This window comes from Microbacterium resistens, assembly GCF_021172025.1.
Lineage (GTDB): Bacteria > Actinomycetota > Actinomycetes > Actinomycetales > Microbacteriaceae > Microbacterium > Microbacterium resistens.
On record NZ_CP082781.1, the window covers coordinates 3,521,090 to 3,537,228 of the forward strand.

At 66.6% G+C, this 16,139-nt stretch carries 10 protein-coding genes and 3 rRNA genes; 7 read left to right on the plus strand and 6 right to left on the minus strand.

The window, feature by feature from the left end:
* Nucleotides 1–232: 232 nt before the first annotated feature.
* The 3 genes from K8F61_RS16550 to K8F61_RS16560 are packed head-to-tail and all read left to right on the plus strand — an operon-like array spanning nucleotide 233 to nucleotide 4,431.
* Complete coding sequence (locus K8F61_RS16550; protein WP_067250767.1) at nucleotides 233–1,678, plus strand: MFS transporter; 1,446 nt, start codon at nucleotides 233–235, stop codon at nucleotides 1,676–1,678.
* A gap of 36 nt (nucleotides 1,679–1,714) precedes the next feature.
* Entirely contained in the window at nucleotides 1,715–3,607 is a 1,893-nt protein-coding gene (locus tag K8F61_RS16555; RefSeq protein WP_231819922.1) for a glycerophosphodiester phosphodiesterase, read from the plus strand.
* 29 nt (nucleotides 3,608–3,636) lie between these two features.
* Nucleotides 3,637–4,431: a DUF4184 family protein gene (locus K8F61_RS16560; RefSeq protein WP_231819923.1), complete on the plus strand. Its 795-nt coding sequence runs from the start codon at nucleotides 3,637–3,639 to the stop codon at nucleotides 4,429–4,431.
* Here K8F61_RS16560 and K8F61_RS16565 read toward each other — a convergent pair whose 3' ends face one another.
* Complete coding sequence (locus K8F61_RS16565) at nucleotides 4,432–5,763, minus strand: CoA transferase (RefSeq protein ID WP_231819925.1); 1,332 nt, start codon at nucleotides 5,761–5,763, stop codon at nucleotides 4,432–4,434. It abuts the gene before it with no gap.
* A gap of 638 nt (nucleotides 5,764–6,401) precedes the next feature.
* On the opposite strand from K8F61_RS16565, the gene K8F61_RS16570 reads away from it, so the two are divergent.
* The 4 genes from K8F61_RS16570 (at nucleotide 6,402) to K8F61_RS16585 (ending at nucleotide 12,277) form a co-directional block, all read left to right on the plus strand.
* Nucleotides 6,402–7,926 (plus strand): 16S ribosomal RNA (locus K8F61_RS16570).
* Nucleotides 7,927–8,303: 377 nt separating this feature from the next.
* Nucleotides 8,304–11,406 (plus strand): 23S ribosomal RNA (locus tag K8F61_RS16575).
* 108 nt (nucleotides 11,407–11,514) lie between these two features.
* A 5S ribosomal RNA gene (gene rrf, locus K8F61_RS16580) occupies nucleotides 11,515–11,631 on the plus strand.
* The 16S, 23S and 5S rRNA genes sit together here, the layout of an rRNA operon.
* A gap of 256 nt (nucleotides 11,632–11,887) precedes the next feature.
* Nucleotides 11,888–12,277, plus strand: a complete 390-nt coding sequence (locus K8F61_RS16585) for a four-helix bundle copper-binding protein (RefSeq protein ID WP_231819926.1) — start codon at nucleotides 11,888–11,890, stop codon at nucleotides 12,275–12,277.
* A gap of 38 nt (nucleotides 12,278–12,315) precedes the next feature.
* Here the strand turns inward: K8F61_RS16585 and K8F61_RS16590 are convergent, their stop codons facing one another.
* From K8F61_RS16590 to K8F61_RS16610, 5 genes are all read right to left on the minus strand, one after another.
* Nucleotides 12,316–12,642 carry a hypothetical protein gene (locus K8F61_RS16590; protein WP_231819927.1) on the minus strand — a complete coding sequence of 109 codons (327 nt, stop codon included), beginning with the start codon at nucleotides 12,640–12,642 and terminating at the stop codon, nucleotides 12,316–12,318.
* A 183-nt stretch (nucleotides 12,643–12,825) separates the two neighbouring features.
* Nucleotides 12,826–13,269, minus strand: a complete 444-nt coding sequence (locus K8F61_RS16595; RefSeq protein ID WP_231819928.1) for a hypothetical protein — start codon at nucleotides 13,267–13,269, stop codon at nucleotides 12,826–12,828.
* A complete protein-coding gene (locus K8F61_RS16600; RefSeq protein ID WP_231819929.1) occupies nucleotides 13,253–14,071 on the minus strand; it encodes a prolipoprotein diacylglyceryl transferase in 819 nt (272 codons plus the stop codon). The genes K8F61_RS16595 and K8F61_RS16600 overlap by 17 nt, the downstream gene beginning before the upstream one ends.
* Nucleotides 14,072–14,075: 4 nt before the next feature.
* On the minus strand, nucleotides 14,076–14,399 hold the full coding sequence (locus K8F61_RS16605) for a hypothetical protein (RefSeq protein ID WP_231819931.1): 324 nt from the start codon (nucleotides 14,397–14,399) through the stop codon (nucleotides 14,076–14,078).
* Nucleotides 14,396–16,054 (minus strand): radical SAM protein, encoded by a 1,659-nt coding sequence (locus tag K8F61_RS16610; RefSeq protein ID WP_231819933.1) that lies wholly within the window; start codon nucleotides 16,052–16,054, stop codon nucleotides 14,396–14,398. Before K8F61_RS16610 ends, K8F61_RS16605 begins: the two co-directional genes overlap by 4 nt.
* Between the last annotated feature and the right edge of the window lie 85 nt (nucleotides 16,055–16,139).

The window sequence follows — 16,139 nt, forward strand, 5'->3', positions numbered from 1 at the left end:
GCGCGACACGCCCGGCGGTTCCCGGGCGTGTCGCGCGCTGCGTCCTCCCTCGAGAACGCCGCGATTCCGCACCTGATCAGCCTCTTAGCACACGGCGTCCGCCGGGCAAGGGATCCAGGCGGCGTGGGTAGCGTCGTGGGCTCGTCCGGCCGAAGCAGGCCGACACCGATGAGGCCCAAGGAGCTGATCCCCGTTGCGCAACGACACCGCGCCCGCCCCGGAGAACCGACGCATGCGCGTCGACGACGTCCTGATCGTGAAGAGATCCCGGCTGCGGACGGCGATCTCCGGAACGGTCGTCGGCAACTTCATGGAGTGGTTCGACTTCGGCGTGTACGGCTACCTCGCCGTGACGCTGAGCGCCGTGTTCACGGCCGATCTCCCCGAGGGGCTCGGGCTGCTCGTGACCCTGCTCGGGTTCGCGGTGTCGTTCCTCGTCCGCCCGCTCGGCGGGCTCGTCCTCGGCCCCCTCGGCGACCGGATCGGACGCCAGCGGGTGCTGTTCCTGACGATGGCGATGATGGCTGCCGCCACCGCGCTGATCGGGATGCTGCCCACGTCGGCGGCCATCGGCCTGTGGGCGATCGTGCCGCTGTACCTGCTCAAGATGGTGCAGGGATTCTCGACCGGAGGCGAGTACGCCGGGGCCACCACGTACGTGTCCGAGTTCTCGCCGGATCGCTCTCGCGGGTACTGGTCGTCCTTCCTCGATGTCGGCTCGTACGTGGGCTTCGCCGCCGGCGCCACCGTGGTGGGTCTCACGACGTGGATCACGGAGGCGATCGCGGGCCCGGGGGCCATGCTCGAGTTCGGCTGGCGGATCCCGTTCCTCGCGGCCATCCCCCTGGGGGCCGTGGCGATCTGGTTCCGGCTCCGGATCCCGGAGACCCCGGCGTACGAGGCCGAGGAGGCCGCAGGCCTGACCGAGGCGGATCCCGAGGACCCGCTGGCGCGGCACGGCGTCGTGGGCATCTTCCGGCATCACTGGCGCGAGATCCTCATCGCCATCGCGCTCGTGTCGGCGACGAACACGGCCGGATACGCCCTGACGAGCTACATGCCGACGTACCTGGAGACCGAGGTGGGCGTGTCCAACCTCATGGCCGCGCTGGCGACCGTGCCCGTGCTCATCCTGATGAGCGCGTTCCTCCCGCTCATCGGGCGTTTGTCGGATCGCATCGGGCGCAAGCCCGTGTACGCGATCGCTGTGGGATCGACGCTCGTGCTGATGCTCCCCGCGTTCGCCGTCATGCAGATCGGCGAGGAATGGGCGGTCATGCTCGCGCTCGCGATGGTCGCGGTGCCCGTGGCGTTCTACGTCGCGATCGCCGCGTCGGCGCTTCCGGCGCTCTTCCCGACGGCGTCGCGCTTCGGCGCGATGGCGATCGCGTACAACCTCGCGGTGTCGCTCTTCGGCGGCACGACCCCGCTGTTCAGCCAGGCGCTGATCGAGCTGACGGGGAACGCCTACATGCCGGCGTTCTACATCATGTTCTTCGCCGCCGTCGGCGGGGTGGCGCTCCTCACGATGCGGGAGACCGCGAAGCGGCCGCTGATCGGATCCTGCCCCACGGTCGAGACCGTCTCCGAGGCGAAGGCGCTCGTCGAGGGACAGGATGACAACCCGTATCTCGACACGAGCACCATGCCGCTGGAGGTCGTCGGCACGCGGGGCTGACCGGGCCCGGCGGGCCGGGGATGGTTGACTCGTGTCATGCCCCGGTCCGCCCCCGCCCGTCCGCCGATGCCGCTGCGCCGGAGCGTCGCCGCCGGGTACCGTCTCTCGTTCCGGGACCTCGGGCGCACGATCCTTCTCGTCGCGGTCACGCAGGGGGTCGTCGCGCTGGTGGCCGCACCGCTCCTGGTGGGTCTGTTCGGCCTGGCCACGCGGGCCTCGGGGCTGACGGCGCTCACGACCACGACGATCGGCACGTTCCTGCGCAATCCGGCCGGGATCGCGCTCGCCGTCCTCTCGCTCGTCCTGGTCGTCGTCGCGCTGCTGCTGCAGGCGGCGCTGTACGCGGCCGTCGCCGTCCACCGCCTGGCCGCCGACGGGCGCGCGCCGGTCGCCGGCGAGGCCGCGGAGACCACAGAAGGCGACCGCGCAGAGCGACACGATCGGTCCGCCGAGCGCGCGGGACTCCGCCTGGTGCGGCGGCGGGTGGCGGAGCTGCTGCGGCGGCCGTCGTCGCTGCTGCTCGTCCCGTACCTGCTGCTCCTGGTGCCGCTCGGCCAGGCCGGCATCGGATCGGTGCTGACGCGCTGGGTCGCCGTGCCTGCCTTCGTCTCGGACGAGCTGCTCAAGGAGCCGCAGAACGCCGCGGCCTACCTGCTGATCCTGCTCGTGCTGTGGTGGCTGAACCTCCGGCTGATCCTCACCGTGCCGATGCTCGTCCTCGAGCCGATCGGCGTCGGCGCCGCCCTCGCGCGCAGCTGGCGGCTCACCCGGTGGCGGAGCCTGCGGACGGCGGGCCTGCTGATCGCGGTCCTCGTCCCCATGGCGGTGGCGCTCGGGCTGATCGGACTGCTGACGGTCCTGCCCGTGGTCGTGACGGACGCCGTCGCTCCCGGGTCATCGCCGGTCGTCGCCGCCGTCGCCCTCGGGATCGCACAGGTCCTCGTGCTCCTCACGGTGGGCGTGTTCCTGATGGTCCAGGCGCAGACGCTCGTCACGGCGGCGCAGGCGGCGAGCCGAGCACCCCTGCCGACGAGCGCCGCCCCGGCATGGCCTCGCGTGCGCCGCAGGATCGCGGCGACGGTGGTGGCCGCGGGGCTCGTGCTCGGCGCGGGCGGCGCCGGCGTCGCGGCGGGGGGAACGCTGGCGGAGCGCGCGGACGGCGCGACGCTCGTGCTCGCGCACCGGGGCTTCGTCGACGGCGGGGTGGAGAACACGATCCCGGCGCTCGACGCGGCCCATCGTGCGGGAGCGGATCTCGTGGAGATGGACGTGCAGCAGACCGAGGACGGCGGGTGGGTGCTCATGCACGACGCGGATCTGCGGCGGCTGGCGGGGATCGACGGTTCCGTCGGCCGGATGACCACGGAGGAGGCGACCGCCGTCACGGTGCGCGACGAGGCCGGGCATCGTGCGCGGATCCCCTCGCTGGAGGAGTACCTGAGGCGCGCCGACGAGCTCGACCAGGCGCTGCTCATCGAGGTGAAGCTGCACGGCGGCGAGTCCGCGGACTACGTGCGCGAGCTCCTGGAGCTGATCGACCGCGTCGACGACGCGCGCGATCACATCTACCACTCCCTGAGCGCGGACGCGGTCGCCCGGATCAAGGAGCTCCGCCCGGATCTCACGGTGGGGTTCATCGTGCCGCTGGCCTACGGCGGCGTTCCGGAGACCCCCGCGGACTTCCTCGTGCTCGAGCAGAGCGCCTACGACGCATCCCGGCGGGACGCGGTGTGGGACCAGGGCAAGGGTGTCCTCGTCTGGACGGTGCAGGATCCGGCCGCCATGCGCGCGCTCTACCGGGACAACGTCGACGGGATCATCACCGACCATCCCGACACCGGTCTGACCGAGCGGACGGCTGTCGCGGGGGAGACGGGGATGGCGGATCGCCTCGGCGACGCGGTGGACCGCCTGCTGGCCACGCCCTGACCGCGTCTGCGAACGACGAGAGGACCGCGATGCCCTTCACGCCGAGCCACGCCGTGGTCGCCCTTCCCTTCGTGCGCACGCCGCTGGCGCCCGCGGCGGTCGCGGTCGGCGCGATGGCGCCGGATCTGCCGCTCTTCCTGCGTGGTCCCGCCGCCGGCATCGCGCCGGACTACGACGCCACGCACGACCCGAGGATGCTCCCGCTCACTCTCGTCGTCGCCGTCGTGCTGCTCCTGGTGTGGCGGCTGCTGCTGCGGCCCGCCGCACGCGCGCTCGCTCCGCGGGTCCTGGCCGAACGGCTGCCCGAGACCTGGGACGCCGGGCTCCGGGCCTCCCTGCGCGAGACGTTCCCGTCGCCGCCCGGCACGCTGTGGCTGCTCGGCGGGCTCGCCCTCGGGATCGCGAGCCACATCCTGTGGGACGCCTTCACCCACGAGGGGCGCGCGGGCTCGGACTGGATCCCCGGGCTCGACGCGCGATGGGGACCGTTGGCCGGGTACAAGTGGCTGCAGTACGGATCCGGCGCCTTCGGGCTCATCGTCCTGGGGATCGCCGGGATCCTGTGGCTGCGGCGCAGGCAGGCACGGCCGGCTCCGATGCTCCTGCCGCTTCCGGTCCGCGCGCTCTGGTGGGCGTCGCTGCCGGTGGCACTCGTGGTCGCGGGCGTCGTCGGCGTCGTGCACTACGGCGTGCCCGGCGCCGCGGGGACGGACCCCGCGCACACCGTGCCCTTCATCGCCTACCGCGTCCTGCCTCCCGGGTGCGCGATCTGGGCGGCGGCGACGCTCGTGCTGTGCCTCGTCATCCTCCTCCGGCGCCGCTGATCACGACGTGGCAGGGGCCTCCCAGACCGCGGGATCGGCGCCCCAGGGGCGCGGCGGCGCGAAGGAGAGACCGCGGAGGACCGGCGCCGCGGTCACGAGGCGGTGGCCCCCGACGGTGAACTCCTGGGTGTGCCCGGATCCATCCGGTGCGGGGTCCCCGTGCTCCTCGCGCCGGGGCAGCCCCAGCAGCTCGGCGGCCACGCGCCGGAGGGACGTGCGCACGACGGCCCCGCGTCCGTCGGCGTCGCGGTGCCGCACCGCCGCGGTGACCGCCGCAGCGAGGAGGTACCCGGCGCTGTGGTCCAGCGCCTGGGCGGGCAGGGCGCCGGGGGTGCCGGCCCCGTCGGCCTCCACCATCGCGATCCCGGACTCGGCCTGCACGAGGCTGTCGAACCCCGCACGTTCCGGAGCCGCCTCGCCCCACGCGCTGAGCTGGGCGACGATGAGGCGGGGATGCGCCGCGGTGAGCGCCTCGGGGCTCAGCCCGAGCCTCGCCAGCGATCCCGGCCGGTAGCCCAGGACCACGACGTCGGCGCCGGAGATCAGCTCCCGCATCCGTGCGGAGGACGCGTCCAGGACCGCCGAGCGCTTGCCGTGCCCGGTGTCGAGGTGCTGCCACGGCAGCTCGGGACGGTGCGGCGGGTCGATCCGCAGCACGTCCGCGCCCAGGAGGGCGAGGGTGCGGGTGCAGACGGGGCCCGCGATCACGCGGGTGAGATCGAGCACGCGGACGCCGGTCAGGGGAGCGCCGGGACTCCGCGGGGAGGCGGAGGGCGCCGGCCACAGGTGCGCGCGCGACGACGCCACGAGCGGGGTCCGCCGCCAGACGCGATCGGCGGGGGGATCCTCCGCCCGCACGGGGACGAGGAGTCCGCCGCTCGCCGTGACGGACGCCACGAGATCGTGCACCGACCGGCCGCCGATCACGGCGCGCAGGCGCTCGGGCTCCGCCTCCTCGTCCGCGGGATCGAGCCCGAGCGCGTCCCGCAGCGCCTTCGCGTGGTGCGGGTAGTTGCCGTGCGTCCGCACCCAGCCGTCCGCCGCACGCCAGAACCCGGAGGAGGGGGACCAGGTTCGCGGCGCCTTCCCGTCGAGGCGCAGGACCTGGTCGCTGCGGTAGGCCACCGCGATCCGGCGAGGGCCGGGGGCGTACGCGACCGAGAGACCCGCGGCGAGCCGGACCGCCGTGACGCAGGCCCAGGCGAGGTCGCCGACGGAAAGCCGGGAGGGGAGGGGCACCGGCCTTCCGGGGTCCGGTGCCTCGGCGACGGCGAGGGGATCCACCCCGATCTCGCGCACGATGCGATCCAGGAGACCCCGCGCGGCGTTCATGAGCGATCGCCGAGGAACGTGGACGCAGGATGCGGGGCGGTGATCTCGCGCATGGCGCGATGGTACCGAGGCAGGCGGGGAGCGGCGACACGCCCGGCGGGCCGTCGCGATTTGCCGGGTGCGGGGGATCCGCGTAAGTTATTACCTGTTCGCCCCAAGCGGTAGAGCGGAAGGCCGGAAGGTCTGACTCCCCAAGCGGCGAACATCCACCACATCCCTCCTCGAGGGTGAACCGGACGTCCGCGTCCGGGCGGTGGTCGTCCGCCGGGACCGTCGATTTGACACACCGGCCGGGACGGATAAGCTAGTGAAGTTGCCCCGCGAGGGGCGCCGATCCAGCGAGATCCTCTCGGCGTGTCGATTTGACAGCCTCGATCAAGCGGATAAGATAGAGAAGTTGCCCTGAAGGGAAGGCCGCGAGGCCCGAACGCAGGAGCATCCGATCCTTGAGAACTCAACAGCGTGCACTTGTCAAATGCCAAATAACCTCGCCTCGGCTTCGGCTGGGGGAGATTCCTTTGGATCAAAATTGGTCAGCCCTTTGGGGTTGGCTGTGGATGAAGTCAGTTGATTTTGTCTTTTTGGTCAGTTTCAAACTCGCTGCGTCACCGTTTTCCCGGTGGGGTATGCATTTTTTCTTTACGGAGAGTTTGATCCTGGCTCAGGATGAACGCTGGCGGCGTGCTTAACACATGCAAGTCGAACGATGAAGCCGGGGCTTGCTCTGGTGGATTAGTGGCGAACGGGTGAGTAACACGTGAGCAACCTGCCCTGGACTCTGGGATAAGCGCTGGAAACGGCGTCTAATACTGGATACGAGACGTGGCCGCATGGTCAACGTTTGGAAAGATTTTTCGGTCTGGGATGGGCTCGCGGCCTATCAGCTTGTTGGTGAGGTAATGGCTCACCAAGGCGTCGACGGGTAGCCGGCCTGAGAGGGTGACCGGCCACACTGGGACTGAGACACGGCCCAGACTCCTACGGGAGGCAGCAGTGGGGAATATTGCACAATGGGCGGAAGCCTGATGCAGCAACGCCGCGTGAGGGATGACGGCCTTCGGGTTGTAAACCTCTTTTAGCAGGGAAGAAGCGAAAGTGACGGTACCTGCAGAAAAAGCGCCGGCTAACTACGTGCCAGCAGCCGCGGTAATACGTAGGGCGCAAGCGTTATCCGGAATTATTGGGCGTAAAGAGCTCGTAGGCGGTTTGTCGCGTCTGCTGTGAAATCCCGAGGCTCAACCTCGGGCCTGCAGTGGGTACGGGCAGACTAGAGTGCGGTAGGGGAGATTGGAATTCCTGGTGTAGCGGTGGAATGCGCAGATATCAGGAGGAACACCGATGGCGAAGGCAGATCTCTGGGCCGTAACTGACGCTGAGGAGCGAAAGGGTGGGGAGCAAACAGGCTTAGATACCCTGGTAGTCCACCCCGTAAACGTTGGGAACTAGTTGTGGGGTCCTTTCCACGGATTCCGTGACGCAGCTAACGCATTAAGTTCCCCGCCTGGGGAGTACGGCCGCAAGGCTAAAACTCAAAGGAATTGACGGGGACCCGCACAAGCGGCGGAGCATGCGGATTAATTCGATGCAACGCGAAGAACCTTACCAAGGCTTGACATACACGAGAACGGGCCAGAAATGGTCAACTCTTTGGACACTCGTGAACAGGTGGTGCATGGTTGTCGTCAGCTCGTGTCGTGAGATGTTGGGTTAAGTCCCGCAACGAGCGCAACCCTCGTTCTATGTTGCCAGCACGTTATGGTGGGAACTCATGGGATACTGCCGGGGTCAACTCGGAGGAAGGTGGGGATGACGTCAAATCATCATGCCCCTTATGTCTTGGGCTTCACGCATGCTACAATGGCCGGTACAAAGGGCTGCAATACCGTGAGGTGGAGCGAATCCCAAAAAGCCGGTCCCAGTTCGGATTGAGGTCTGCAACTCGACCTCATGAAGTCGGAGTCGCTAGTAATCGCAGATCAGCAACGCTGCGGTGAATACGTTCCCGGGTCTTGTACACACCGCCCGTCAAGTCATGAAAGTCGGTAACACCTGAAGCCGGTGGCCTAACCCTTGTGGAGGGAGCCGTCGAAGGTGGGATCGGTAATTAGGACTAAGTCGTAACAAGGTAGCCGTACCGGAAGGTGCGGCTGGATCACCTCCTTTCTAAGGAGCATCTGACACCTTCGGGTGTCCAGAACCCAGATCGGGCCCGAATGTGGCTCGCTGGGAGCTCATGGGTGGAACATTTGACATGACGTCGGCGCGGCCGATTCTCGTTAGTACGCCAGGTCTTTGGGTCTGGTTGGAAGGTGGGGGTTGGTGAGCGGGGCGTCTGCACGCTGTTGGGTCCTGAGGGACCGGATGTGAGTCCGTTCCTCTGGGCCTCTCGTTGTCTGCCGGTTGGTGGATGGGGAGGGGTACCGCCCGTACTTTGAGAACTACACAGTGGACGCGAGCATCTTAAAGGGCTCAGGCCTTCGGGTTTGAGTTCGAAACGATAGATACGGCCCCGATTTTCCTGTCGGGGTCGGCTCATGTGATTTCAAGTCTTTAAGAGCAAACGGTGGATGCCTTGGCATCTGGAGCCGAAGAAGGACGTAGCAATCTGCGATAAGCCTCGGGGAACTGATAAGCGAGTTTTGATCCGAGGATGTCCGAATGGGGAAACCCCGCTGGGCGGCGTGCCGACCTAGTGACTCCCGCCTGAATATATAGGGCGGGTAGAGGGAACGTGGGGAAGTGAAACATCTCAGTACCCACAGGAAGAGAAAACAACAGTGATTCCGTGAGTAGTGGCGAGCGAAACCGGATGAGGCTAAACCGGGTGTGTGTGATAGCCGGCAGGCGTTGCATGCCCGGGGTTGTGGGACTTTCCTGGATCTTCTGCCGAAGGTCCGACGTGACGTGGAGGTATAGGCGAACGGTCTTGAAAGGCCGGTCATAGAGGGTGCCAACCCCGTAGCCGAAATGCCTTGCATGGCGTGGAGAGTATCCCAAGTAGCACGGGGCCCGTGAAATCCCGTGTGAATCTGTCAGGACCACCTGATAAGCCTAAATACTCCCAGATGACCGATAGCGGACAAGTACCGTGAGGGAAAGGTGAAAAGTACCCCGGGAGGGGAGTGAAATAGTACCTGAAACCGTTTGCTTACAAACCGTTGGAGCCTCCTTAGTAGGGGTGACAGCGTGCCTTTTGAAGAATGAGCCTGCGAGTTAGTGATACGTGGCGAGGTTAACCCGTGTGGGGTAGCCGTAGCGAAAGCGAGTCTGAATAGGGCGATTCAGTCGCGTGTCCTAGACCCGAAGCGAAGTGATCTATCCATGGCCAGGCTGAAGCGACGGTAAGACGTCGTGGAGGGCCGAACCCACTTAGGTTGAAAACTGAGGGGATGAGCTGTGGATAGGGGTGAAAGGCCAATCAAACTTCGTGATAGCTGGTTCTCTCCGAAATGCATTTAGGTGCAGCGTTGCGTGTTTCTTGCCGGAGGTAGAGCTACTGGATGGCCGATGGGCCCTACAAGGTTACTGACGTCAGCCAAACTCCGAATGCCGGTAAGTGAGAGCGCAGCAGTGAGACTGTGGGGGATAAGCTTCATAGTCGAGAGGGAAACAACCCAGACCACCATCTAAGGTCCCTAAGCGCGTGCTAAGTGGGAAAGGATGTGGAGTTGCTTAGACAACCAGGAGGTTGGCTTAGAAGCAGCCACCCTTGAAAGAGTGCGTAATAGCTCACTGGTCAAGTGATTCCGCGCCGACAATGTAACGGGGCTCAAGCACGCCACCGAAGTTGTGGCATTGACATTTATAGGTAGGCCTTCGTGGTCCAGCCGTGTTGATGGGTAGGAGAGCGTCGTGTGGCCGGTGAAGCGGCGGGGTGACCCAGCCGTGGAGGCTACACGAGTGAGAATGCAGGCATGAGTAGCGAAAGACGTGTGAGAAACACGTCCTCCGGAAGACCAAGGGTTCCAGGGTCAAGCTAATCTTCCCTGGGTAAGTCGGGACCTAAGGCGAGGCCGACAGGCGTAGTCGATGGACAACGGGTTGATATTCCCGTACCGGCGAAGAACCGCCCAAGCTAATCCAGTAATGCTAAGTGTCCGAAGCCAGTCATCGTCACCTTCGGGTGGCACCGGCTGGTGGAGCACACGACCCTATGCTGGGGCGGCTAGCGTATTAACAGGTGTGACGCAGGAAGGTAGCCCAAGCCAGGCGATGGTTGTCCTGGTGCAAGTGCGTAGGCCGAGTCATAGGCAAATCCGTGACTCATTGAGGCTGAGACACGATGCGGATGAAAAGTGGGTGATCCTATGCTGCCGAGAAAAGCATCGACGCGAGGTTCTAGCTGCCCGTACCCCAAACCGACTCAGGTGGTCAGGTAGAGAATACCAAGGAGATCGAGAGAATCGTGGTTAAGGAACTCGGCAAAATGCCCCCGTAACTTCGGGAGAAGGGGGGCCATCCACTTATACCGCCTTGCGCGGGAAAGGGTGTGGTGGCCGCAGAGACTAGTGGGTAGCGACTGTTTACTAAAAACACAGGTCCGTGCGAAGTCGCAAGACGATGTATACGGACTGACGCCTGCCCGGTGCTGGAAGGTTAAGAGGACGGGTTAGCTTCGGCGAAGCTCAGAATTTAAGCCCCAGTAAACGGCGGTGGTAACTATAACCATCCTAAGGTAGCGAAATTCCTTGTCGGGTAAGTTCCGACCTGCACGAATGGCGTAACGACTTCCCAACTGTCTCAACCGCGAACTCGGCGAAATTGCATTACGAGTAAAGATGCTCGTTACGCGCAGCAGGACGGAAAGACCCCGTGACCTTTACTACAGCTTGGTATTGGTGTTCGGTGTGGCTTGTGTAGGATAGGTGGGAGACTGTGAAGCGGACACGCCAGTGTTCGTGGAGTCATTGTTGAAATACCACTCTGGTCACTCTGGATATCTAACTTCGAACCGTGATCCGGTTCAGGGACAGTGCCTGGTGGGTAGTTTAACTGGGGCGGTTGCCTCCCAAAGAGTAACGGAGGCGCCCAAAGGTTCCCTCAACCTGGTTGGCAATCAGGTGGCGAGTGTAAGTGCACAAGGGAGCTTGACTGTGAGACTGACAGGTCGAGCAGGGACGAAAGTCGGGACTAGTGATCCGGCAGTGGCTTGTGGAAGCGCTGTCGCTCAACGGATAAAAGGTACCTCGGGGATAACAGGCTGATCTTGCCCAAGAGTCCATATCGACGGCATGGTTTGGCACCTCGATGTCGGCTCGTCGCATCCTGGGGCTGGAGTAGGTCCCAAGGGTTGGGCTGTTCGCCCATTAAAGCGGTACGCGAGCTGGGTTTAGAACGTCGTGAGACAGTTCGGTCCCTATCCGCTGCGCGCGTAGGAAGTTTGAGAGGATCTGACCCTAGTACGAGAGGACCGGGTTGGACGAACCTCTGGTGTGCCAGTTGTTCCGCCAGGAGCACCGCTGGTTAGCTACGTTCGGGATGGATAACCGCTGAAAGCATCTAAGCGGGAAGCCGGCCTCAAGATGAGACTTCCATACCTTCGGGTGAGAGGCTCCCAGCTAGACTACTGGGTTGATAGGCCAGATGTGGAAGCACGGCAACGTGTGTAGCTGACTGGTACTAATAAGCCGATGACTTGATAACACACCGTTCTAGGTGTTCGCGTCCACTGAGTGGTTCTCGATGTACGGTCGAGAACCCCAACAACATGACTCGTCATGTTCTTGGTTTTGATTGAAACATCAATAGTGTTTCGGCGGCCATAGCGTGAGGGAAACGCCCGGTTACATTCCGAACCCGGAAGCTAAGCCTCACAGCGCCGATGGTACTGCAGGGGGGACCCTGTGGGAGAGTAGGACACCGCCGGACTCCTTTTAGACGAAAGAGGCCACCCAACGCAGGGTGGCCTCTTTCGCGTTAACAGGACCACCGTGAGCTCAGGCCACCCCGACGAGGGGTGGCCTTTTTTGTGGGCGGCGCCGCTGCGCGTCGACCTCCGCCGCTGCGCGGCGGGATTCTCCGCGCCGCGGCGCCCGCCCGTCGACGCGTGCGGCGTCGGGGTCTACCCTGGCCACAGGCGGGTCCTTCTCTGCCCGCTTTCCGCCGCGAGGACGAGGAGGGCGTGATGGACGCCACGATGATGGGCTCGATGAAGGACGCCATGCCGGGCATGGCCACGATGGACATGTCGCTGATGCAAGCGTGCATGGACGCGTGTTCGGCATGCGAGCAGGCCTGTACGGTCTGCTCGACCCAGATGATGTCGTGCGCACCGGCATGCATGAACTGCGCGGACATGTGCAACACGATGATGCGCGCGATGATGCGGATGCAGGGGATGACGCCCGCGGCGATGATGGCGATGCTCGACGCCTGCATCGCGATGTGTCAGGTCTGCATGGACGCCTGCATGGAGCACGCGGAGCACAGCGAGGTGTGCCGGATGTGTGCGGCAGCGTGCAAGGCCTGCATGGACGCCTGCATGACCGTGCGATCGGCCATGGCCACGGCCTGAGACGAGGGCGTCGAGGGCACGTTCCCGCGCGCAGGTCGTCAGAAGTTCTGCCCGCTGAACAACAGCAGGCACGGACCGATCAGCACGATCCACGAGGCCGCGGCGACGATGAGGGCGCCCACGGCGTACGGTCGGGTGGACGGCCGGATGAGCAGGAGCGCCGATACGAGCAGGATCAGCACGTAGGGCCAGACCATCGCGAAGAGCCCCATCCACGCGGCAGCGGACAGCGTCGCCATCATGAGGGCGAAACCGAGGAAGTGCGCGAGGCACCCGGCCGTGGCGCCGATGCCGCGGGCGGCTCCGACGCTGCGACCGGCGGGCGCGGGGGGAGGGGGCGGGGGGAGCGGGCCGGCCGCGCCCATGGGTCCTTGCGGCGCTCCCTCGGGACCGTCCGGCGGCGGTGGAGGGGGAGCGAAACCCGGGGAGGTCGGCGGATCGGTTTCCGAGGGCGGGGTCGCGTCCGCGGGCGACGGCTCGTCGGGCTCGGCGTCGGACGGCGGGTTCGTCATGAGTCCTCCTCAGCGGGTGGCGGTCCGGTGGATCGCTCAGGCGACGTTGATCCCGAAACAGGGTCCGAGCAGAGTGAGGATGCCGGCGAAGACGACGATCCCGAGCCCGACGAGCACGGCACCGCATCCGACCGCGAAGCCGATCCCGACCTTCGCGCCCGTGGACATGCCCGCTCTCGGGGCGCCCGGCTGAGGCGGGAGCGGACCGCCTGATGCGTATCCGGGGTAGGTCGCGCCCGTCCACGAACCGGCCTCGTACGGGGTCGGGGGCGCGTCCGAGGGGAGCGCGCCAGGAACCCACGGCGCCGATGTGCTCTCGGCCGGGGCCGCCGGGGTCGGAGGGGTGAACGGCGGCGGCGGAGCGGCGAACGACGGCGGCGGGAGGGCGCCGTCGGGGGCCCCAGCGGAAGGACCGGGTGCATCCGGTGCCGCCGACGGGTCCGGGGGAGGGACGGCGGCGTCGTCAGGCGTGCTGCTCATGGGGCGCGATCCTCTCCGGGAGTGCGTGGGTGCCGGCGCGGAACCGGCCGGTCCGTGCCATCCAGATCAGGCGCGCGGCCAGCAGTGGGATGGTGACGAGGAGGAAGAGCTGCGGTCGGGTCAGGCCCATCCATGCGACGTCGTTGCCGCGGACGAACTCGACGAGGAACCGGAAGACCGCGTACGCGGCGATGTAGAGCGTGAGGGTCTCGCCCGCGGCGATCGGGCGATGACGGAGCCAGAACCACAGGACCGCGAACGCCGCGGCATGGAACAGGATCTCGTACACGAGGCTGGGGTGCAGCGCGACGCCCGCCGGCGCGCCGAGCCGTTCGGCGGCGGCCTCGTCGAGCACGATGCCCCACGTGCTTCCGGTCGGCGTCCCCGGGCGCTCGGTGAGCAGGCACCCGATCCGGCCGATCGCCAGGGCGAGGGCGACCGCCGGGGCGAAGAGGTCGCCGGAGCGTCCCGGATAGTGAACGATGCGCTTGGCCACGTGCACGCCGAGCCAGGCCCCGACCAGGGCGCTGAGCACCGACGCGTTCCCCCGCAGCAGCTGATCCACGAGACCGAGGTTCCGGGACGGATCGAGGTGCTGGGCCCAGGTGCCGAGCCGGGAGAGGACAGCGGCTCCGGCGAGGGCGCCGAGCACGAGGTAGGCGAGCCGGGGATCCGTGACGCCGCGACGCCGACGTTCGACGAGGAACACGACCCCGGCGGCGAGCATCGCCACCGCGACGAACGCCGAATGCGTGTCCCAGGCGGGAAGCCAGGGCACGAGGTCGCTCAGCGTCGGGTACATCGGCTCACCCCAGCACCCGGATCCACATCCCGATCCAGAACGGGATGGCGACGGCGGCTGCCACGGCGACGACGGACAGGTACGCCAGCACGACGCGCGTGTCTCCGAGCTTGCAGCGCGAACGCAGGAGCCCGCCGCGGCGTGCGCGGGCATAGCCGAGGATCGCCACGACGGCGAAGACGAGGACGGCGATCGGACCGAGCACGCAGGCGATGACGGCGATCGTGGTGAACACGCAGAGCCGGAGCGGGTCGAAGGCGGGAGCGGGATCCCCGACGACCGGGTCGTACTGGTTCAGGGGCATCGGCGCCCCGGGGTCCTCCGTCACCGCGCCACCCGGAGGGGGAGACGGCGTCGGCCGTCCGCGTGGGCAGCCGGACCGGGAGGCTCACGGACGGGCTGTCGTTCCGCGACCGCGGGGGACCCCGTGGCGGTGGACAGGCGCGTCCGGGACAGCGGAGCCCACGCCTGCAGCGCGCAGAACGGCGCGCACTGGTGCTCGTCGGTGGTCTCATTCACCGTCGCGACGTGCACGCAGCACTGCGTCAGGCGCTCTTCGATCATGGTGTTGATGTCCATGAACGGCTTGATCGTGACACGAAGCACCCGCTGGCCCATCATCTCCCGCATGCGCTGGTGCTGACCGGGCAGGCGCGAGGCGGCGAGGGCCGCCAGCGTGCCGATGCCGAGGTCGCAGTTCACACAGATGTCCCGCCAGATGTCCCCCATCGACGGGTGCGACAGCGAGGACTGTTCGCTGAAGAGGTCGAGGAGCGAGTTCTTCACGACGTCGCGGATCGCCTTGTTCACGTTCGAGTCGGCGATGCGGTTGGCCAGGAGATCCGGGTTGAGATCCAGGAAGCTCTTCAGCCGCTCGTGGCCGATGAGCCCGACCAGCGACTTCCACTCCCCGGAGTCGTCCTTGAGGAAGTAGCCGACCGAGCAGCAATGCGGATGGCTGCAGGGCAGCGCCGTCAGGTCGCGCCAGGTGATCTCGTCGTCCGTCTGCGGCCCGAGGCGCGCGAGGACTCCCGTGTGCGTGAGCCGGGACTCGGGATCGATGCCGGCCGAGCGCCCGGATCCGAACACCGGCTGGATCGTCACACCGCCGACGTACGGGGTCGCCTGCGCGCGGCGGATGACCGCGCCGATCTCCCCGTCGTTGACCCCGAGCGCCGCGGTCATCGTCAGGGTCGTGAACACGCCGGCCGCGGAGAGGCGTTCCAGGGCGCGCTCCTTGAAGCGGCGGATGTCGGCCCCGCGATGGTAGGCGGAGGCCTCGGCGCTCTCGCCGTCGTACTGGAGGTAGACCTCCACCCGTTCCCGGTGCCGACGCAGGAAGGCGACGAAGGCGTCGTCGTTCGCGATGCGCAATCCGTTCGAGTTCAGCAGGATCCGCACGATCGGCCGCGTCACGAGGTGCTCGATGAGCTGCTCCAGCCACGGGTAGAGCGTCGGCTCCCCGCCGGACAGCATCAGCACGTCGATCCGCTGGTTCTCCTTCGCGAGCCGCGCGTCGACCGAGGCGAGGACCTCCGCGAGCGGGGCGATCGCGCTGGCTGCGGGGCTCGACTCGGCGAAGCACGTCGGGCAGCGGAGATTGCAGTGGTCGGTCAAGTCCTCCAGGAGGATGCACGTGTGCTGCGTCTGCATCTGCGGCAGGCCGTCGGCATAGGCGGAGGGGACGGGCTTGAAGTTCCCCGTCGTATCGGGGGCGTGCACCTTGGTCGGCGCCGTCCACTGCTCCAGGTAGCGAAGGATCTCGGTCGATTCGTCGTACAGCGTCGAGACGAGACCGTGATCCGGGCAGCCGCGCTCGAGCCAGACCGTGCCGTCGCGGTCGGCGAGCCAGCCGGACAGACGCAGGACCTCCTCCAGCGGACGCTCCGGATCCTCCTCGTGGCATCGTGGGCAGAACGCGTTCACGTAGCGATGGATGCGGTAGTCGCGCAGGGGCATCCCGGCGCCGACGCTGTGAGCCATGGGTTCACCCTAGCGAGCGGGCCCCCTCACGACACCCCTTCCCCACCGCGGGTCCGCGTCCGGAAAGGGTGGCGTCGCTCCGCAC

Bases quoted from the DNA above. Each gene is read 5' to 3' on its own strand.
- K8F61_RS16585 (WP_231819926.1), top strand. From the start codon at position 11,888: ATGGACGCCACGATGATGGGCTCGATGAAGGACGCCATGCCGGGCATG.
- K8F61_RS16565 (WP_231819925.1), bottom strand. From the start codon at position 5,763: ATGAACGCCGCGCGGGGTCTCCTGGATCGCATCGTGCGCGAGATCGGG.
- K8F61_RS16560 (WP_231819923.1), top strand. From the start codon at position 3,637: ATGCCCTTCACGCCGAGCCACGCCGTGGTCGCCCTTCCCTTCGTGCGC.
- K8F61_RS16595 (WP_231819928.1), bottom strand. From the start codon at position 13,269: ATGAGCAGCACGCCTGACGACGCCGCCGTCCCTCCCCCGGACCCGTCG.
- K8F61_RS16550 (WP_067250767.1), top strand. From the start codon at position 233: ATGCGCGTCGACGACGTCCTGATCGTGAAGAGATCCCGGCTGCGGACG.
- K8F61_RS16555 (WP_231819922.1), top strand. From the start codon at position 1,715: ATGCCCCGGTCCGCCCCCGCCCGTCCGCCGATGCCGCTGCGCCGGAGC.
- K8F61_RS16600 (WP_231819929.1), bottom strand. From the start codon at position 14,071: ATGTACCCGACGCTGAGCGACCTCGTGCCCTGGCTTCCCGCCTGGGAC.
- K8F61_RS16610 (WP_231819933.1), bottom strand. From the start codon at position 16,054: ATGGCTCACAGCGTCGGCGCCGGGATGCCCCTGCGCGACTACCGCATC.
- K8F61_RS16590 (WP_231819927.1), bottom strand. From the start codon at position 12,642: ATGGGCGCGGCCGGCCCGCTCCCCCCGCCCCCTCCCCCCGCGCCCGCC.